This is a genomic window from Neobacillus sp. NRS-1170, assembly GCF_050468025.1.
Genome location: NZ_JBITPF010000037.1, coordinates 17,797 through 38,432 on the forward strand (window position 1 = coordinate 17,797; position 20,636 = coordinate 38,432).

Genomic DNA, 20,636 nt, shown 5'->3' on the forward strand with positions numbered 1-20,636 from the left:
TTTATCGTTAAAATCTTATATTTTTCGACAGTCTGTAATACATAAAATAGAATGATAAACTATTGGAATTTAATTTGAGGTGAGTGGGGAATTTTAGAAGATTCCAATGGGACGGTTCTTATGGTTTTTGTAGCAGTAAAACCAGAAGAACCGTCCCTATGATTACTTAATTATATATTAGGACAACTAAACACGATAAGAATGTGATTCCCGCTAATGGAGTCATTACCCTTCTCTCTTTTTTGCTTTTTGAAGCTAGATTTCCCAGTGTGTTTAACCCCATGAAGATTGTAATTATGATGACAAAAAGATTTGTTGGCAGATTGAATCCCACTGATAGAACTTTTGTGTGTATTAAAAAGATAAATCCAAAAAAGAGTAATAAAAATGCTGATGGCAGACTTATGATTCTTATTTTTTTCGGCAGCACACCCTGATATTTACCGCCCCAGCTATACTCCGCTAACGGCAGCCCCAAAAAGAGTAAGACTTGAAAGATTGCGATGCCGCTCGAAACCACTGCCACAGTAATCGCAGCTATTTGAATAAACTTTTCCTCCATATGCGAACCCCTCTTTCCCTTATTTTTTAGCTGAAAGCGAAGCCATCTACCTAATAATTCGGTAAAAAATTCCAAAGTCCTTTTAAAACACCGAACACAACAGGGACGGTTCTAATGGACTTTGATTAGGTTAAGACAGCCAAAAGAACCGTCCCTATGGTCCACCGTCTTTTTTGTGTTATCTTAAACTTAAGTAAAGGAAGGTGGAAATATGGTGGAATTCTCTAAAAAAACGGTAGTCATAACAGGTGCAGGGAATGGGATTGGTAAAGGAATTGCCTTACATTATGCAGAAAAAGGCGCCAATGTCATCTTGGCGGATATTGATGATAAAGCTGGGGCTAATACAGTATTGATGATGAAGGAACGAGGTGGCGAAGCGCTGTTCGTTAACACAGATGTAAGAATAGAATCGGATATTATCCGGTTAATGGAATCAGCCATTCAAACATTTGGCAAGATTGATATTTTAATCAATAACGCAGGTAAAGCATTATTCAAATCTCCTTATGAAACATCGATTGAAGAATGGGATGATGTCATCCATACCAATTTGAGAAGTGTTTTCTTGGCATCACGGGAAGCAGCCAAATATATGCGGCATAACCAGGATGGCGGATCGATTGTCAATATTGCCTCCACTAGAGCGATCATGTCAGAACCCAACTCGGAATCTTATGCTGCCACAAAAGGTGGAATCCTTGCCATCACCCATGCGCTCGCTGCCTCATTCAGTGAGGACAGGATTACGGTTAATGCTATTTCCCCTGGTTGGATCGAAACAGGCGATTATTCAAAGTTAAGCAAACTGGATCATGAACAGCATTTATCAAAACGTGTAGGCAAGCCGGATGATATTGCACGAGCCTGTCTTTATTTAACCGCAAAAGAGAATGACTTTGTAACCGGGATTAACCTTGTGGTTGATGGTGGAATGACAAGGAAAATGATTTATGTGGAATAGTACCACATTGACGGTTCTCATGGCACAAAAAAGCCACAAGAACCGTCCCCATGGTCTCTCCCATTGTCTCTGGTCTCACTCAACCGCACGGAATAAAGTTGCGATTCCCTGGCCTCCTGCGATACATAAGGTGCCGAGCCCCCATTTTGCTTTTCTTTTTTTCATTGCATGAATCAGCGTGACGCTGATTCTCGCCCCGCTGTTGCCTATTGGGTGGCCGAGCGCGATGGCGCCACCGTTGACATTGACTTTTTCCATCGGTAATTCCAGCTCTCTCACACAGGCTAATGCCTGCGCAGCGAACGCTTCATTTAGTTCTACCAAGTCAAGCTCATCCACGCTGATGTTCGCATTTTTTAGCGCGCGTCTGGTGGCTTCAACAGGGCCAATACCCATGCGGTCAGGCTGAACACCCGAAACGCCAAGACCTGCAATCTCCACTAAAGGCTTGAGCTGATATTTCTTCACGATTTCACCGGAAACAATCATCAGCAAGGAGGCTCCGTCATTTAGTCCTGAGGAATTTCCGGCAGTAACCGTCCCATCCTTTTTAAAAGCAGGCTTTAACGTTGCCAGTTTTTCCAAACTCGTCCGCCTCGGATGTTCGTCGACAGTGAACATAACCGGATCTCCCTTTTTTTGAAAAATCGGAACAGGGACAATTTCATCCTCGAAGTCACCATTTTCGATGGCGGCCTGTGCTTTGCTCTGGCTATCAAAAGCAAAAGCATCTTGCTCCTCGCGGGAAATCGCGTAGTCTGCTGCTAAATTTTCAGCAGTCATTCCCATGATAAGACGCCCGTACTTTTCTTCCGGTTGTGACCCGGGTTGGCTTTCCTTATTCGGATCGAGGATTTCAGCATTCCCCGATAAGAATCCATACCGGCCATTTGGGAGATAATATGGAGCACAGCTCATACTTTCCACGCCTCCGACAATATAGGCATGCCCTACTCCAGACCGTATCGCCATAAACGCATTATGAATGGCCTGCATCCCGGAACCACATTGGCGATGAACCGTGTAGCCCGGCAAGGATTCTGGCAGCTCCGCTTTTAGCAGCACTTTCCGCGCAATATTCGACTGATCCTGACTTTGTTTCGCCTGGCCAATAATAACTTCATCAATCACATCAATCGGAAGGAGATTCTTTGCTTTTAAGTCATCAAATAAGGGAACAAGCAAGTCATCTGGTTGGACATCCTTCAAAGTCCCGCCGATCTTTCCCACTGCCGTTCTCTGTGCACTCACTATATATATTCGATTATCCATTTTCCCCAGTCCCTTCAAAAACCACTAGAACCGTCCCCATGGTCCTTTCTATTGATTCACACTATTTTTCATCGAAACGGAATGATCGATGGATGACTGCTCCACATATGGTTCATGGAGTTTTTCACGGATAAACAAGGCCGGAATGATGGCACATAATACATAGGAAATCCCCAAAAGAGCCAATCCAAAGCCGATCGAATAATTTGTCGCGATCATTCCGATCATCACGGGTGCCAGTGCAGCTCCTGATCTGCCAATGTTATAGGCTCCCCCTACTGCAGTACCGCGAATTTTCGTTGAAAAACTTTCACTCATATAGGTTGCGTTAACAGCATAAGGCATTCCGATAAGGAATCCGAATAATGTAAATAAGACGACAATGGTTGCTGGAGTCTGGAAATTCACAATAATCGGAAGTGCAGCAGCTGTACCAAGTGCGCCAATGACAAACATGACCTTGCGTCCAAATTTATCGGCAAGCCAGCCAGTAATAATTTTACCTAAAATCATCGCCGTATAAGTTCCTACAAGGTAACCTGTCATTTTCTTAAAGTCAAAGCCTAGATCACTGACCATATAACTCGGAAGCCAATTGTTGGCTCCATAGTAACCAAATTGCAGAAAGACTGAGGTAAATGCCCATAGAATAAACATTTTTCTCGCCTTAGCATCCTGGAAGATGTTGACCCATTCATTTTGTTTTCGAAGAGATTTCGTCTTAATACTTTGCTTCCAGCCCTCCGGCTCCGGAATGGTAAATCTCATATAAACGGCAAGTATTACCGGTGCCAAAGCGACTAGAAATAATGGACGCCAGCCATGCTCCGGCAAGATTGCTCCAGCTAACAAAGTGGCAACCAGATATCCTACTGACCACCCTGCTTGGATGGTACCCAATATGGTCGTACGTCGTTTGGTAGGAACGTATTCCGCCATAAGAAGGTTTACGACGGCATATTCAGCACCTAAGCCAAACGAGGAGATTAAACGAATCGCAAGGAACTGCTCATAACTCTGGGCAAAGACCAAAAGGGCAGTTCCAATGGAGAAAATAATCATTGACCATGTAATCGTTCTGACCCTGCCCAAGCGGTCAGATAACCATCCGCCAATTAGACCTCCACCAGCCATTCCGACGAGTGTCCATGTTCCCAGGGCTCCAGCCTGGATATCGCTCAAATGGAAATCGTCTTTTAATAGTGGAAGACTTAAAGCAAGCATTTGTAAATCCATGGCATCTACCATGAGACCCAGAAAAGATGAGATTAACACAATAATCCATAAATGCGGTTTCGCAGATTTTGACATGTCCTTGCACCACTCTTTCTTTTATTTACTCTAAGAACAAAAATAATACGACAAATGATTTCGCTTCCTTACACTTGATTAAGAGTCTCAGAAAAGGTTATTTTTATTTGCTGTTTTCTGCTAATAATCAGTTTTTACTGAAGAGCACCTGATTCGGACACGGTCGCCTTTGAAATCACCAAGGCTGTCCGAATACCGCACTGATTCGGACCCTACAGAAAGTAACAAAGTTTCCGAAAAGTGCTTTTTATGAACTATTTCAAGTTAAAGACGATTAGATTGCCCGCTCTAAGATTTCTGCAATGTCCATAGTCTTAACTTTTTCTTCCACTTCCTTGGCTTTCGTTCCGTCACTGAGCATCGTTAAACAGTAAGGACAACCGCTCGAAATCGTTGTGGAATTGGTTGCAAGCGCCTGCTCAGTTCTGGCAACGTTGATCCGGCTTCCCGTATCCTCCTCCATCCACATGAGTCCGCCGCCGGCCCCGCAGCACATCCCCGTTTCCCGGCTGCGTTCCATTTCAATCAGCTTTACACCCGGAATGGATTTTAAGATTTCCCTTGGCGGATCGTAAACCTCATTGTATCTTCCCAAATAGCAGGAATCATGGAAGGTAATCGTCTCATTTACTTCGTTTTTCGGCACTAATCGGCCTTCCTTTATGAGCCTTGCCAGAACTTCTGTATGATGATATACTTCCGCTTCTAAGCCAAAGTCCGGATACTCATTTTTAAAAATATTGTAAGCATGAGGATCAGTGGTGATAATTTTCTTCACGCCGTTTTTCTGAAATTCTTCAATATTTTTTGTTGCCAGCTCTTGAAATAGAAATTCATTCCCAAGACGCCGGGCGGTATCGCCTGAATTTTTTTCTTTATTTCCTAAGATCGTAAACTTCACGCCAGCTTCGTTTAATAGTTTCGCAAAGGATAGAGCAATTTTTTGGCTGCGATTATCATAGGAACCCATAGAGCCTACCCAGAATAAATAGTCAAATTCCTCTCCTTGCTTCGCCAATTCTTTTACTGTAGGAACATAGACATCTTCACGTGCCTCACGCCAATTTTCCCGTTCTTTCCGATTAAGTCCCCACGGATTTCCTTGGCGTTCAATATTTTGGATCGCGCGCTGGGCATCCGCATTCATTTTGCCTTCGGTTAAGACTAGGTAACGGCGAAGATCAATAATCTTGTCCACGTGCTCGTTCATAACCGGACACTGGTCTTCACAGTTGCGGCAAGTGGTACAACCCCAAATTTCTTCCTCCGTGATGACATTCGCGATCAGGCTCGGATGATAATCAAGAGCCGCGGAAGCTTCCTGAAGGCCACTCGCTCTCGACATCATGGCAAGCTGATTTCCATTCGTATTGGCAAAAGCAAATCCTGGTACCCACGGGGATTTGGACGTTACCAAAGCCCCTGTATTTGTTAAATGGTCCCGCAGCTTCACAATCAAATCCATGGGGGAGAGCATCTTGCCTGTTCCGGTTGCCGGGCACATGTTTGTGCAGCGTCCGCATTCCACACAAGCATATAAGTCAATCAGCTGCGTTTGTTTAAAGTCTTGAATTTTACCGACACCGAACGTTTCCTGGGTCTCATCTTCAAAGTTAATTTTCTCGAGCTTTCCAGGTGACGTTAACCGGCTGAAAAACACATTGGCAGGTCCAGCGATTAAATGAGCATGCTTGGACTGTGGCACATAGACAAGAAACGTTAACAAGGCAAACAGGTGGATCCACCAGAAAAGATAGAACAACGTAATCGCAGCCGTTTCATTCAACCAGCCGAACGCACTGGAAATAACGGAGGCAATCGGTTCAGCTAGTGATGGAGCATGACCATGCCAGATCATCGCCATCGCGTTTCCAAATAGAACAGAAAGCATGAGAGAACCAATGAAGATCAAGACAAGTCCCGCTTTAAATCCTCGTTTCAGACGAATCAGTTTCTCAATATAACGGCGATAAAACGCCCAGACCACAGCAACCAAGATCATCAAGGTAACGACTTCCTGGAAGAACGTGAAAATGGGATAGACTGGACCAAGCGGAAGGTGCCAGCCCGGATGAAGTCCTTTGCTAATAAAATCAATCGCACCCAACTGAACAAGCAGGAAGCCGTAGAACATCATGACGTGAATCGTCCCGCTTTTCTTATCCTTTAACAGCTTCTTCTGGCCAAAAACGTTTACTTTAATTCGTTCAAACCGTACTTTAAACTTCCGGTCAAATTCCTGTTTGCGGCCGAGTTTGATATATTCATAGCGAGTCTTGATCAAATATAGAAACAAGTAAAGGGCATAACCTGTCACTAACAAAAAGGCTATAGTATTTAATAATAAGAGGTTCAACTCGATCGCTCCCTTTTGATTGGTTCCTGGCTATGATTGCTTTACTGCCGCAAATTCTTCGATTAACATTGGCACGACCTCAAACAAATCTCCGACAATGCCATAATCAGCGACTTTGAAAATATTTGCTTCCGGGTCCTTATTAATGGCTACGATGACTTTAGAATTGGACATTCCGGCTAAATGCTGGATGGCTCCTGAGATCCCGCAAGCAATGTATAAATCAGGTGTCACGACTTTACCGGTTTGACCAATTTGCAGGGAATAATCACAATATTCCGCATCACATGCCCCTCGTGATGCCCCCACGGCCCCTCCCAATGCAGTTGCAAGCTCCTGCAGGGGTTTGAAGCCCGCTTCACTCTTCACACCCCGGCCGCCGGCAACAATGATTTTCGCTTCTGACAAATCGACACCTTCAGAGGTTTTACGGACAATCTCTTTGATGACCGTCCGAAGATCTTTAATATCGGCGGCAAATGTGCTGATTTCACCAGAACGGTTCTCATCCTTTTCAAGTGGAGGAATGTTGTTTGGACGAACGGTCACAAACTTTATGCCGTCCGTAATGATTTTCTTCTCAAAGGCTTTCCCTGAGTAGATTGGACGGGTAAATACAACTTGATCACCAACGATTTCCACCGCAATCGTATCGGAAATTAATCCCGATTCAATTTTGGCTGCTATTTTGGGGGAAATGTCTTTGCCAAGGGCCGTATGCCCCATGATAATCCCCTCTGGTTTTTCTGCATTTATGACTTGCAGGAATGCTTGTCCGAACCCATCTGGTGTATACGTTTTCAATTTTTCGTCTTCTACCACCACAACACGATCCGCACCGTAGGCGATCATTTCCTCTGCAAAATCAGAGGCATGGTCACTTAGAATGACGCCGACGACTTCACCGCCTTTAGCAGCGATTTTAGCTGCAGCAATCGCTTCAAAGGAAACATTGCGAAGTGCCCCATTGCGAATTTCTCCCAATACTAAAATTTTTCTGTCCATGATAATTCCTCCTATTAGATGACTTTCGCTTCCGTATGAAGAAGCTTGATCAGTTCTTGGACTTGATTTTGAAGCTCTCCTGCTAAAATTCGTCCCGCTTCCTTTTTAGGAGGAAGATATACCTCAATGGTCTTGGTTTTAGCGACAATATCCTCTTCGTCCAGCCCAAGATCATCGAGCTCCAATTCTTCCAGTGGTTTTTTTTTAGCCTTCATAATGCCTGGTAAGGATGGGTAACGCGGTTCGTTTAATCCTTGCTGCGCTGTCACAAGCAATGGCAGAGTGGTTTCAATAATTTCACTGTCGCCTTCGACATCACGTTCAATAATGGCTGTTTTTCCCTCAATGTTTATTTTCGTAATCGTTGTGACAAATGGAATGTCCAGCAATTCCGCCAGGCGCGGCCCTACCTGACCTGAGCTTTTATCAATGGACACATTGCCTCCTAAAATTAAATCAAACTCATTTTCTTTAAAATAGGTTGATAGAATCTTAGCGGTTATAAATGGATCATTCTCCTCAAGGTCATCTTCCGTATTGATTAAAACCGCTTGATCGCATCCCATGGCAAGAGCGGTCCGCAGCTGTTTCTCGGCTTCTTCATTGCCGACCGTGACGACCGTAACATTTCCTCCATGTTGATCTCTTAAGAGAATCGCCTCTTCAATGGCGTATTCATCATAAGGATTAATGATGAATTCAGCTCCGCTTTCATCAATCGTTCCTTTTTGGATGTTTATTTTTTCCTCGGTATCAAAGGTTCTTTTTAATAGGACATAAATATTCATCGTTACCTCTCCTAGTTTTTTAAGGATTTTTTATTAAGCTTTCATCACCAATGACGCGCTTCCTTTTTAATTCTTCAATCTGTTCGGCAGAGAAGCCAAGCTGATCTAGAACCTCCTCCGTATGTTCCCCTAGAAGCGGCGGATGTTTTTTCAGACTTGCCGGTGTTTCTGACAATTTCACTGGGAATCCCGGCATTTTTAAATTGTGGACGTTGGGATGCTCCACCTCGATGATCATCTCCCGCGCCTTCACCTGAGGATGATTGACTACTTGATCAATCGTGTGGATCGGCCCGCAAGGCACTCCAGCAGCATCCATCGCGGCAAATATTTCCTCGCTATTCAACTGGGAAAGCCGTTCGCTGATGATGGGAATCAGAATGGAACGGTGGCTAACCCGGTCTTCATTTGCGGCAAATCTGGAATCCTCCAAAAGATCGCCCCACCCCATGGCCCGGCAGCATTTCTCCCATAGGCCGTTATTGGCAACAGCCAGAATAATGTCCATATCCTTAGCCGAGAACGACTGATAAGGTACAAGAGTTGGATGGGCCGACCCCATCCGACCGGCAGGATTGCCTGTGGCAAAGTATCCCGTTGCCATATGGTTCAGTAAGGAGACTTGACCATCCAATAAACTGACATCAATGAACTGTCCTCTCTCCGTCTTATTCCTGGCGATGAGCGCCGTTAAAATACCATACACGGCATACATTCCTGTCGTCAGATCCACAATTGACATTCCCGCTTTCACAGGTGTCCGGTCCGCTTCACCGGTAATGCTCATCAAACCTCCATACCCCTGGAGAAGTAAATCATAGCCGGCCCGATTCTTTTCCGGCCCCGTTCGGCCAAACCCTGAGATGGAACAGTAGATAAGTTTTGGATTGATTTCCTTAAGCCGTTCGTATCCAAGCCCAAGCTTATCCAGTGCTCCGGTGCGGAAATTTTCAAGGAGAACATCCGAATTTCTGGCCAGTTCATAAATAATCTCCCGGCCTTCAGCCGATTTCAGATCGATCGTAATGCTTCGCTTATTTCGATTAGAAGAAAGATAGTAGCAGCTTTCTCCGTTCCATGCAGGCGGTGTAAAGCGCCTCGACTCATCTCCTTTGCCAGGCTGCTCCACCTTAATGATATCTGCTCCCATATCTCCGAGCAGCATGCTGCAATATGGCCCAGCTAACGTTCTAGATAAATCAAGGACTTTGATGCCATCCAATGCTTGCATACTTGCAACTCCTTTCTCGAGCTCTTCCCTTGTTCAGTTTTAATCTACTGCTTCTTAGAATCTATAACTTTATGAATACTTGCGCTTTAATTCAGCAGCAATGATATTTTTTTGTATCTGGCTTGTACCTTCATAGATTTTTGTAATCCTGGCATCACGGAAATATCGTTCGATCGGGTATTCTTTAATATAGCCGATGCCGCCGTGAACCTGGACAGCCAAATCCGCTACACGGTTGTATACTTCAGAACCGAAATACTTGGCCATCGCCGCATCTTTGACAACACGTTCATTCTGATCTGTCATCCAGGCCACACGGTAGACCATCGCACGAAGGACTTCAATTTCAGTGGCCATATCGGCGATCATATGCTGGACAGCCTGCTGCTCATAAATCGGTTTTCCAAACTGTTCTCTTTCAAGGGCATATTTAATTGAATACTCCAGCAATTTTTCGCAGGATCCGAGATTCCTTGCAGCCAGTCCGGTTCGGCCATTTGCGAGAATTTTTAAGGCATTAACATACCCTAAGCCTTCCTCGCCGAGAACGTTTTCAACAGGAACCTCGAGATCCTCAAAGAACAGTTCCGCTGAGTGGGATCCTCTCAGTCCCATTTTTTCTTCGACTTTCCCCACCTTAAAACCGGGATAATCCTTTTCGACAATAAAGGAAGTGATTCCTTTGGCGCCTTTTGCAGGATCCGTAACAGCCATAACCGTAAAGACATGGGCATCGACAGCATTGGTAATATAATGCTTGGAGCCATTAATAATATATTTATCTCCTTTTCTTATCGCGGTTGTTTTTAGATTGGCCGCATTGGAACCTGCGCTTGGTTCGGTTAAGGCAAAGGCTCCGATCCATTCCCCTGATGCCATTTTCGGCAAGTATTTCTTTTTTTGTGCCTCGTTTCCTAACTCCATAATCCCCACGCTGCCAATGCCGGTATGCGCGCCGACCAGAGTGGTGTAGCCATTATGCGTTTTGCCGATTTCTTCATAAACGGCACATTTCCCAACCATATTCAATCCTAAGCCGCCGTACTCCTCGGGAATACTAAGACCAAACAAACCCATTTCCTTTGTCATTTCCATAATGTAACCGGGAATTTCATTTTTTTCTTCGATTTCCATCGCGACAGGATCGACTGCTTCCTGAATAAATTTATTGACAGCTTTCTTTAAATCTTCGATATCTTCTGGTAATTTAAAATCCATAATGGTTCCCCTCTTCTGTTTATTTTCCTTGGAACATGGCTGTTCGTTTTTCAAGAAATGCTCGTGTACCTTCATTTTTATCGTCTGAGCCCATTAATAAAGCTTGGCCCAATTTTTCAATCATAAGGGCCGTATCCATTTCGATATCTGCCCCTTTATTAACCACCATTTTGGCAATCTTTAAGGCTAAAGGACTTTTTGAAGCGATTCTCGCAGCAAAGGACTTGGCTATTGCCATCAATTCTTCCCTTTCCACAGCTTTGGCAACGAGTCCAAAGCGCTCGGCCTCCTCACCTGTTAACAGATCCCCGGTCAAGATCAATTCCATTGCCTTTCCCTTGCCAAGAATTCTTGTCAAACGCTGTGTGCCGCCTGCACCGGGAATGATTCCAAGATTCAATTCCGGAAGCCCTAGAATGGCTTCTTTAACGGCGATTCTCACATCACAGGACAGTGCCAGTTCCAGGCCTCCGCCAACAGCAATCCCATTAATGGCTGCAATAATCGGCTTATCGTAATTTTCGATTTTTTGATAGGTTGCAGTCATATTGGGCTGAAGCGCATCCAGCATTGTCCGTTTATTCAACTCACCAATGTCAGCGCCGGATGCAAAGGATTTATCCCCAGCACCTGTAATGATGACTACTTTTACTTCACGATCCTCTTTAAATGCTTCCAGGGCATGTTCCATCTCTTTTAGAGCATCAAGATTCAGCATATTTCGTTTCGACGGCTGATTAATGGTCAAAATCCCGATATCATCCTCTTTAGCAGTGAGGATATACTGATAGCACATGATCTTTCCCCCTAGTTGGTATAATCGTAAAACCCTTTGCCTGATTTTTTTCCAAATCTGCCTGCCTTCACATATTTAACGAGAAGAGGCGACGGCCGATATTTTTCCCCCAAAGTTTGGTAAAGGTATTCCATGTTCCTAAGCCTGGAATCCAAGCCTACCAAATCCGCCAGCTCCAGCGGGCCCATCGGATGATTCAAGCCAAGTTTTAGTGCTTTATCAATGTCCTCAGCAGATGCAACGCCTTCCATCAGCATATTCATCGCTTCATTCCCGATTAAACAATTCATTCTGCTTGTCACAAATCCCGGGAATTCATTTACTTCCACACACTGTTTCCCCAGTTTTTCACCGACCTCCATCACTTTGGCAACGGTTTCATTTGAGGTGTCAAGTCCTCTGACAACCTCAATGAGCTTCATCTTGTGCACGGGATTAAAAAAGTGCATCGCCACGCATTGATCCGGCCGGCTCGTTTGAGCGGCAATTTCGGTTGGACTCATTGTCGATGTATTTGTCGCTAAAATCGTGTGAGCAGGACAGGCTTTGTCCAATTTTTTAAAGATATCAATTTTAAGACTCATTAACTCAAACACGGCTTCGATCACTAAGTCCGCTTCTTTAACCGCTTCCTCGAGATCGGCCGAATAAGAAATGTTAGCAAGTGCCCGTTCTGCTTCTTCCATTCGGAGGAATCCTTTTTCAGCACTATTTCTCATCGTTTTTTCAATGTATTGTTGAGAAGTGATTAAATTTTCTTCACTTACATCATTAAGAACAACATGAAAACCGCCAAGTGCAGATACATAGGCGATCCCCCTGCCCATGATTCCTGCCCCAATGACACTAATGTTTTTCATTTTTTCACACCCTATTTTCATTTAATTTTTCATCCTCAGAGAATTTTTTCATTTTACGAACAATGGTAGATTGATTGACTCTAAGCGCTTTTGCTGAGTTTCTTGTATTCTTGTATATTTTTAAAGCCTGTGTAATCAATTGTTTTTCAACTTCTAAAACAGCGTCAGACAAAGGCATAATCCCGTTCACATAAATCATCGTTCCTTCATTGCCACGATTTTCTTTGTATAAAAGCTGGGCAACTCCCTCTTTATGAATGATGGCTCCGCTGGTGGTGACCATTAATCGCTCTACTACGTTCGACAGTTCCCGGACATTCCCCGGCCAGTGATAGTGCGTCAAGAGGTGAACGGCTTCCTCTGAGAATTGTTTATCCCGTTTATATTTTCGGGAGAACAATTCTTGAAAATGGGCGATTAAAAACGGAATATCTTCAATCCTTTCCTTAAGAGAGGGAATATGAATCGGAACCACGTTCAATCGATAATAGAGATCGCTTCGGAATTGTTTCTGTTCCACGAGATTTCGCAAATCTTGATTGGTAGCCGCGATAATCCGGACATCAATCTTTTTCTGTTTTATTCCTCCGACTCTTGTAAATTCCCGTTCCTGGAGCACCCGTAAGAGCTTTACCTGAATAGACAAGGGCAGCTCGCCAATTTCATCAAGAAAGATCGTCCCTTGATGTGCCTGTTCGAACAAGCCGAGCTTCCCTTTCCTGTCTGCTCCTGTAAATGCACCTGATTCATAACCAAACAGTTCTGATTCTACAAGCGTTTCCGGGATCGCCCCACAATTGACCTTGACAAAGGGCTGCTCTTTTCTGGAACTGCTTTGATGAATTAAGCGGGATACAACTTCCTTCCCCACGCCGGATTCACCCAATAACAGGATCGTAGAATCAACGGTCGCGATCTGTTTAATGTCATGGCTCAGTTTTCGCATAATCGGAGAAAAGGCTACGAAATTCGTTTCGGTTTCCTGTTTTCCCATTAACATTTTCAGATGCTGTTTGGCATCTTTCAATTCTTTTCTCAGTCCGTCCATTTCAGATACATCCCTGATATTGATCACAATTTTTGATTCCATTCCTTTTTTCCTTACAGGTGACCCCGTTATGACGAGAAGATTGCCTTTCTTCTTATTGGTTTCCATCTGCGTCACTCTTTGTCTTTCTTCCGAAACGGCCGTTACAATGCATTTTTCAAGATAATCTCCGACCAGCTCCTGATAATAATTGGGCATTTTCACGATGCCGATAATGCGATTAAGCGCTTCATTAGATTTGATGATTTTTCCTTGTTCATCGACAATGATAATGGCATCATAGGAAGATTCCAGTACGATATCCAATTCATCCAGCAGGTCTCTAACAGTATTTAATTCTTGTGAAATAAATTCAATTTCTGATATATCCTGAAAGACGCCCACAGCCCCGACCACTTTTCCATCCCTTTTGATGGGGGTTCGGTTGGAAATATATTTTCGATTTCCGACTTGATATTTTTCTGCTGTTGGCTTTCCTTCTTGGATGACATTTAATAATCCCGTTGGAACCACAATGTCAGATATAAACCTTCCGATTGCTTTCTCCTTGGTTGTTCCTGCCATTTTTTCCGCAACCGGATTAATAGAAGTAATATAGCCTTTGTTGTCTATGGAAAGAATGCCGCTATGGGCAGAATTGAAAATGGCGTCCAATTGATCTAAAGTATACTTAGAATTTTTTAGGCACTCTTCAATGTATTGTGTGTATGTGATAATTCCTGTAATTTCATTTTTTTCATTTTCCACTGGAAAAATATTGTTGGTTAACTTTAAATTAAAATCGACTAGATCTTCTTCATTAAATATGAAACTTATAGGGCACATGACCTCAAAAGCCTGCTCTTTGCCAGCTGCGGCACCTCGGATAATTTCTTTTTCCGAAATGGTGCCCATTAGTTCGTTCTCATTAAAAATCAATGCGCCGGACAGTTGCTGCTGATCAAATTGTCGGATAATATACTCCAATTGATCAGTTTCAGAAAATATGATGGGTTTCTGCATCAAATTCTTAATTCTCGTATACAAGATCAACACTCCCCAGGGTGAACAAAGTTCATTTTTATATATTGCAATTATCGTGCCAACTCCAAAAACGGCTTTTTTGATGCATTTTCGATTGAATTCTCAGGATAAAGCTATTTTTCAGATGCACTATAGCATCATTAGATGCATTATAGCATCATTTTTTCTGAAAAGGATGATAATTCAATATATTAAGAGTGTAAAAGTTAGAAAACTTGCGAATTTTCCATTAAAGTTGGATGCGGTTTTGCATCAAAAACACCCCGGGGACGGTTCTACTGGGACCGCGAGGATGGTTCTCATGGTTCTTGAGGCGCTTCGCTTTAACTATAAACATATCAACAATAGTAGAAGCGAAGAATAGTAAAATGATAAATAGATCAAAAAAAAGAGACACTCAGGTTATTAAATGAGTTGTCTCTTTGATCATTTTAGAGTAAAAGACCTTAATCCCAAATGGACGGCTCTAATGGGTGATGATGCATTAGAGCCATAAGAACCGTCCCCATGGACCTCCGTGGACCTCTTTTTATTCTCCTACATGGAAAAGCGGATCATAAGGACGAAGCTCGGAAGTAAATTGCGTTCCGAAGCGTGGATCAGCTACGACAGCAGGATTTAGGACATTATCGCCTTTAGGTTTGTTGCCATTTTCCGCCCAATCTACGAGAGCATCAAAAGCATCAATCTGTTCTTTATTGGTAAATTCACAGTGGCCGATACCCCGAATTGCACGGCTAACGAGTAAGTCGGATTTTCCCTTCTCGGCAGCATTTTTTGCATAAATTTGTTCCATTGAGAACGGAACATAAAGATCACCGAGTGTATGAAGAGAAACGGTAGGAACTTTCAAATCTCCCGTTACCTTTGGAATGGCAGCAAAACCATTATTGTGGCGGCCATTCGGATCATTGGTGATGCGTCGGACACTTTCGTTCAGTGATTTTTCCTCATCGGACAGTGCAGGATCACTGTCCAACTGATATACAGAGTCAGTATTGTTGATTACATTCCCCGTCGCTTCCCCGTATGCTGGGTTTGTTGGGATGCGCTGGAGGAGGAAATCGTCAAACATCGTTTCGAATGAGATTTCGAATAATGGGCGATCTCCGCCTGAGAGATTCTCCGTTACCTTTTCCAGTTTTTCTCCCAATGGAGTCAAAGACTGAAAAACATATGATTTTGTAGCAGAGTTATAGACTAAACCATTTCCTAATTTTTGTCGGAGTTCGGGAACTGTTTTAGCAAAGTATTGATCATCCGCAGGAAACTGTTGATTTTCCTTACTAATTCCAATTAGCGATTGAGCTACAAGGCTGTAATCTGTAAAAAAGTCAAATAGTTCCGAGTCTCCCATTACACCACACATTGGCAGTGCCCCATCCACATCACCATATTGTTCTGCATACACCCCTGTGACGTGTCCACCCATGGAGTGGCCCATAATATAGGTCCGAGTAGGATTACCTACTAAATTCCTAAACAATCCATTCAAAGCATGGGTATCTTTTACACCCGATTCAACATCATATCCATTTGTACTATAGCTGGAAGCGGCCCATGCATATCCGCGCTCAAGAAGTTCTTTTCGGATGGAAGGTTCAGTAACCGTCAACGCTTGGCCTGTGCCACGATATCCGTGCGCATACAATACAAGCTTCCCGTAAGCATTTTTTTGTGTATAATTAAAGCTTTCTACATAATTTCCCATTAAAAGTAATAAGAGACCAAAATTGGATATTATCAAACAAATTTCGATGCAGTCAAGGGGAAGCTTGAAGGAAGATTAAAGCAAATTACCTAGAAAAACCCTTCCGAAAAATAGGATGATAGCCATGTTGCCATGGGGACGCGCTGTCAGTCTGAGGTTGACTAGGAAAGAGCTGGTGAAATATTATCCGTAATCGCCTAACAAAGATTATTAATTTCCTCTATAATAATAACAAACATAAATAGATTAATTTAGGATGGCTGATAACTTGAAAACGAAAGCTAAATATCAGACTTGGATTCGAATTTACAAACTACTTATTTTTTTAGGTATTTCACTTCTGCTTCTCTTGGTAACATTATTACCTGTTCATTTCTATCTCCGACTCCTGTCAGGGATTTTAGCGTTGCCTTTTATTTATATAGCATTTATACTTTCTTATTCTGTTTACCAATTCGCCGCATTTGGGGGGAATTATCAGTCAAAAATACATGATTTAATTGTTGCCAAAGTGAATGGGGATGGAAAGGGAAAAATACTAGATATAGGAACAGGCAGTGGTTCACTGATTATTAAACTAGCAAAGAGTTTTCCTAAGTCCTTTTTAACCGGAATTGATTATTGGGGCGGGAATTGGGAATATTCGAAAGCTCAATGCCAACAGAATGCTGAAATAGAAGGGGTCTCCGATAGGATTGATTTTCTGAAAGCAAGTGCTGCAGAACTCCCCTTTAATAATGATGAATTTGATATAATTGTAAGCTGTCTAACATTTCATGAAGTAAAAGATAGAAGTAATAAAACGGAAGTAATGAAAGAGGCATTAAGAGTGTTAAAACCTGGTGGTGAGTTTGTCTTCTTAGATTTGTTTATGGATGAAAAAATATTTGGGGATCAAATAGAGCTGTTAAATGATTTAAAGAAACATGGCATATCTGAATTGAATAGCTACAACCTTGCTAATGTAATGAAATTGCCCAAGCTCTTATTGAACAAAAAAGTATTAGGAAATGCAATGATTTTGAGTGGAAAGAAATAAGCGCGTAAACCACAGAAATGTAACTTAAATAAAAACTGGATAGCCCTTAAAAAGGCTATCCAGCACCTGTCGCTATTCCCTTAAACTGAGCATTTCCGAGGAAATTCGATATGTAATTTCCCTAATCAAACGTTTGATTAAATCTCCTTAAAACCTTGATATATCAATGTTTTATTACCCATTATCAAAAAAATCATGTCGAAAACACGAATGGTATTTCCCCAGAGAATAATCACCTTTAGCTAAAAGTCATATTTCCCGTTATACAGTCGTCGAAATTAAACTACCAACCGAGCGGATTTTTCTGCATTAAAAACCATGGGGACGGTTCTCTTGGCTCAAAAAAGCCGCGAGAACTGTCCCCATGGTCCCTAATAAACAAATAATTTATGGCAGATGGTATATGAAATGTAAACAGAAATGCTTACTAGTATAAAAATTAATGCCGGAATTAAATTTATTAGATACATAGAAATAAGTAATACCCCAATTAACAGAAGTGTGGATACAGGATAAGAAATGGCCATTATAAGCGAATTTCGAATAATATGTTTCCAACTAGTCTCAAGGTGAGCCATAACCGGAAATAAATAAACCGTTATCGATAAGAATAATAGAGTCAGCAGCCCAAGAATACCTACCATTAGCAAGTTCGAATGCACCAGTTGATAGTCGAGAAAAATCAAATAGGCTAAAACAAACCATAGGATTGAGATTCCCATGCTTTGAAAAAAGCATTCCCGGAACAACTTGAAGAAGCTTCGGAAAACCCCGTCTGTTTCTTTGCCCATCACCCATTTTCGAATCACACCATACATCGCGGTCGTTGCTGGAAAAATCGTAACCACAGGAAGACAAAAAATGAGCCAAATCAAATTCAATAAAAATAGGTCTACCATTTTTTCAATGCTCCGCAGCATTCGACTATTCAGGATATTCATGGATGACTTCCTCCTGTTTATTTCCAGATTGATTTTAAATGATACATCTCTAATGAAACTAGTGTAACATCCCCACCAGTGGTGAACAATGCCAATCCCTCACTTGTGCTGCTCGGAAAAATTATGTCTGTCATGACGGATTTACCGTGATTTGCAAACACTTCAACCGACGACCAATCTAAGAACAATCGAAGTGGTATTCGATTTCCTGCTGGTTTTACACTAGCAGAATGTCTGCAGGCGAACGACGGATGGAACGATGATTCGCCTGAATGTTGCCGGTCGATAAAAATCTCCTGTTTCGTTGCATCATACCCAATGATCGTTTTTTCTTCACTTGATGTCCTTACTAGAAATCCGAATTCAGCTGCCGAATGGAGTTCAAACTCTGCGATGATTTCGATGGCTTTCCCTCTAAAATCAGAGAGTAGATTTTCGGAATCAGCCCCAATAACCTGATCTTTCCATTCCCTTTTTTCTTTTCGAAGACTATTTATTTCCTTAACAGGTGCCTGTATTATGCGAACTCCTTCAGGTGTACTGATGAGTGACAACTCTCTCGGCAAGGTCATGGCACTTCTCCATCCCTTCGTCGGCGTAATATTGGCATATTTCCAATTGCTCATCCAGCCGATAAACTTCCGTTTTTCATCTGGTGTATCGGACCATGTCACTCCCGCATAATTGTCGCGGCCGTAGTCTATCCAAAGAACCGTTTCGGTTGTGTTATCATTGATAAAAGTGTTTCCGTCGAATTCTCCGATAAAATACTGGGTTCGTGAACCTTCTAGATAAGCATCGTCGTTTCCGATGCTCACAATCATGACCCATTTCTTTGCACCCGTTTCACCGATTGGCAATGCAAACAAATCTGGACATTCCCAAACTCCATCATGGGATCCTGCTTCCCTTCCGAATTCACTTGCAAAGTTCCATGTTTTTAGGTCGTCAGAAAGATAGATTCTTACATGATTTCCTACCGCCAAAATCATGACCCATTTCTTCGTATCCTCGTGCCAAAACACTTTCGGATCACGGAAATCCGGATAATTTTCATCACTTAAAACCGGGTTCCCCTCGTATTTTATCCAGGTTCGACCTTTGTCCGTACTGTAAGCAATGCTTTGCGTTTGTTTTGGACCGTCCGCTGAAGTGAAAATGGCGACTAGGCCTGTTCCTCCGTTAAAAAATCCGCTGGAATCATCCCAATCCACAACCGCACTTCCAGAGAAGATGGCTCCATTTTCATCAGGGTATAAAGCAATCGGCAGATGCTCCCAATGAATCAAATCCGTGCTTACCGCATGTCCCCAATGCATCGGCCCCCATACTGTGCTGTAAGGATGATATTGATAAAACAAATGATATTCACCTTCATAATAAACCATCCCATTTGGGTCATTCATCCAATTAGATTCGGGTGTAAAATGGAACTGTGGTCGGTAGTTTTCTGTATATGGATCTGAACTTAGCAATTTAGATGTCTCCAATACCATAGTTACAAATTCTCCTTTATTGTTGCCTTTGAAACAATGAGTGTAGTAGTCTCATCGAAAGTAGGCATACTTAAAATCGCACCTCTTTTAGTTGTGGCTAAAGCGCCTACAGCGTTAGCAAAAGAGGCCATTTCCGTTAATTCTTCCATCGGTAGGTTATCAATCTTACAGTTTTTTTCAAGAACCTTATAAAGGACTCCTCCAAGGAATCCGTCTCCAGCTCCCGTCGTATCTTGTACATTGACTACATACCCCGATACAAAACCTGTTCTTTCCCCTTGTCTAAAAAAGCTGCCTTCCCCACCTAAGGTGATGAACAGCAGAGGAACCTGAAAGTTATCACAGATCATTCTGGATCCTATTTCTAGATCACTAACCCCAGTAAGGAATACTAATTCTTCCTCAGAAATTTTTACGACATCTGATAATTCAAGTCCTTTAAACATCATTTCCTTGGCACGGTTTAAATCATTCCATAGCGACTCCCGCAAATTTGGATCAAATGAAATAAGGACTCCATTTTCTTTTGCATAAGAAACGGCTGCAAGAGTGGTTTCAGCAGCAGGATTATGCGTCATGGATACCGAACCAAAGTGGAAAATCCTTGAATCTTTAATCATATCGAAATTTACATCTTCTATTTTTAATGTAGTGTCTGCTCCAGGGTCACGATAAAAGCTAAATGTGCGATCACCCGTTGGATCTAAGTGAACAAAAGCTAAAGTAGTATTTGTATTTTCTGAGATAACCAATCCAGAAGTATCAACATTTATTTGCTCCAATGTATTTCGCAGGAAAATACCAAATTGATCCTTTCCAACTTTTCCAATAAAACTAGTCTTTTTTTGAAATTTGGACAAGGCAGCTAAAACATTGGCCGGTGCCCCGCCAGGATTCTGTTCAAATAAAACCCTACCATTTTCTGAGAAACCGGAGGGAGTAAAATCAATAAGTAGCTCTCCGAGTGCTGTCACATCGTACATTTTTTTCACCTAACTCTTATTTTGGTATGATA

At 42.5% G+C, this 20,636-nt stretch carries 17 protein-coding genes; 2 read left to right on the forward strand and 15 right to left on the reverse strand.

Annotated features, from left to right (window positions below):
• Positions 1-166: 166 nt before the first annotated feature.
• Positions 167-562 (reverse strand): hypothetical protein, encoded by a 396-nt coding sequence (locus tag ACIFOT_RS16580; RefSeq protein ID WP_430066440.1) that lies wholly within the window; start codon positions 560-562, stop codon positions 167-169.
• Between the two features lie 214 nt (positions 563-776).
• On the opposite strand from ACIFOT_RS16580, the gene ACIFOT_RS16585 reads away from it, so the two are divergent.
• A complete protein-coding gene (locus tag ACIFOT_RS16585) occupies positions 777-1,526 on the forward strand; it encodes a glucose 1-dehydrogenase (protein ID WP_430066494.1) in 750 nt (249 codons plus the stop codon).
• A 75-nt stretch (positions 1,527-1,601) separates the two neighbouring features.
• Here ACIFOT_RS16585 and ACIFOT_RS16590 read toward each other — a convergent pair whose 3' ends face one another.
• From ACIFOT_RS16590 to ACIFOT_RS16640, 11 genes are all read right to left on the reverse strand, one after another.
• Positions 1,602-2,798, reverse strand: coding sequence for a thiolase family protein (locus ACIFOT_RS16590; RefSeq protein WP_430066441.1), 1,197 nt, complete (start codon positions 2,796-2,798; stop codon positions 1,602-1,604).
• A gap of 48 nt (positions 2,799-2,846) precedes the next feature.
• Positions 2,847-4,109: an MFS transporter gene (locus ACIFOT_RS16595; RefSeq protein WP_430066442.1), complete on the reverse strand. Its 1,263-nt coding sequence runs from the start codon at positions 4,107-4,109 to the stop codon at positions 2,847-2,849.
• Between the two features lie 274 nt (positions 4,110-4,383).
• Positions 4,384-6,465 carry a (Fe-S)-binding protein gene (locus ACIFOT_RS16600; RefSeq protein ID WP_430066443.1) on the reverse strand — a complete coding sequence of 694 codons (2,082 nt, stop codon included), beginning with the start codon at positions 6,463-6,465 and terminating at the stop codon, positions 4,384-4,386.
• Positions 6,466-6,495: 30 nt separating this feature from the next.
• The gene (locus ACIFOT_RS16605) at positions 6,496-7,470 is read right to left on the reverse strand and encodes an electron transfer flavoprotein subunit alpha/FixB family protein (protein ID WP_430066444.1); all 975 of its coding nucleotides are present in this window, start codon (positions 7,468-7,470) and stop codon (positions 6,496-6,498) included.
• A gap of 14 nt (positions 7,471-7,484) precedes the next feature.
• On the reverse strand, positions 7,485-8,258 hold the full coding sequence (locus ACIFOT_RS16610; protein ID WP_430066445.1) for an electron transfer flavoprotein subunit beta/FixA family protein: 774 nt from the start codon (positions 8,256-8,258) through the stop codon (positions 7,485-7,487).
• A 19-nt stretch (positions 8,259-8,277) separates the two neighbouring features.
• Entirely contained in the window at positions 8,278-9,489 is a 1,212-nt protein-coding gene (locus ACIFOT_RS16615) for a CaiB/BaiF CoA transferase family protein (RefSeq protein ID WP_430066446.1), read from the reverse strand.
• 69 nt (positions 9,490-9,558) lie between these two features.
• Complete coding sequence (locus ACIFOT_RS16620; RefSeq protein ID WP_430066447.1) at positions 9,559-10,707, reverse strand: acyl-CoA dehydrogenase family protein; 1,149 nt, start codon at positions 10,705-10,707, stop codon at positions 9,559-9,561.
• A 19-nt stretch (positions 10,708-10,726) separates the two neighbouring features.
• On the reverse strand, positions 10,727-11,503 hold the full coding sequence (locus tag ACIFOT_RS16625) for an enoyl-CoA hydratase/isomerase family protein (RefSeq protein WP_430066448.1): 777 nt from the start codon (positions 11,501-11,503) through the stop codon (positions 10,727-10,729).
• An 11-nt stretch (positions 11,504-11,514) separates the two neighbouring features.
• Complete coding sequence (locus tag ACIFOT_RS16630; protein WP_430066449.1) at positions 11,515-12,363, reverse strand: 3-hydroxyacyl-CoA dehydrogenase family protein; 849 nt, start codon at positions 12,361-12,363, stop codon at positions 11,515-11,517.
• Between the two features lie 4 nt (positions 12,364-12,367).
• Positions 12,368-14,437 (reverse strand): sigma 54-interacting transcriptional regulator, encoded by a 2,070-nt coding sequence (locus ACIFOT_RS16635; protein WP_430066450.1) that lies wholly within the window; start codon positions 14,435-14,437, stop codon positions 12,368-12,370.
• Between the two features lie 526 nt (positions 14,438-14,963).
• Entirely contained in the window at positions 14,964-16,085 is a 1,122-nt protein-coding gene (locus ACIFOT_RS16640) for a hypothetical protein (protein ID WP_430066451.1), read from the reverse strand.
• A gap of 316 nt (positions 16,086-16,401) precedes the next feature.
• Here ACIFOT_RS16640 and ACIFOT_RS16645 point away from each other — a divergent pair, with 316 nt between their 5' ends.
• Positions 16,402-17,184, forward strand: coding sequence for a class I SAM-dependent methyltransferase (locus ACIFOT_RS16645; RefSeq protein WP_430066452.1), 783 nt, complete (start codon positions 16,402-16,404; stop codon positions 17,182-17,184).
• Positions 17,185-17,555: 371 nt separating this feature from the next.
• Here ACIFOT_RS16645 and ACIFOT_RS16650 read toward each other — a convergent pair whose 3' ends face one another.
• Genes ACIFOT_RS16650 through ACIFOT_RS16660 form a run of 3 tightly spaced genes read right to left on the reverse strand, consistent with a single transcriptional unit; the run spans position 17,556 to position 20,604 of the window.
• Positions 17,556-18,125, reverse strand: a complete 570-nt coding sequence (locus ACIFOT_RS16650; RefSeq protein ID WP_430066453.1) for a YesL family protein — start codon at positions 18,123-18,125, stop codon at positions 17,556-17,558.
• Between the two features lie 17 nt (positions 18,126-18,142).
• Positions 18,143-19,621, reverse strand: coding sequence for a glycoside hydrolase family 32 protein (locus tag ACIFOT_RS16655; RefSeq protein WP_430066454.1), 1,479 nt, complete (start codon positions 19,619-19,621; stop codon positions 18,143-18,145).
• 2 nt (positions 19,622-19,623) lie between these two features.
• Positions 19,624-20,604 (reverse strand): carbohydrate kinase family protein, encoded by a 981-nt coding sequence (locus ACIFOT_RS16660; RefSeq protein WP_430066455.1) that lies wholly within the window; start codon positions 20,602-20,604, stop codon positions 19,624-19,626.
• Positions 20,605-20,636 lie beyond the last annotated feature (32 nt).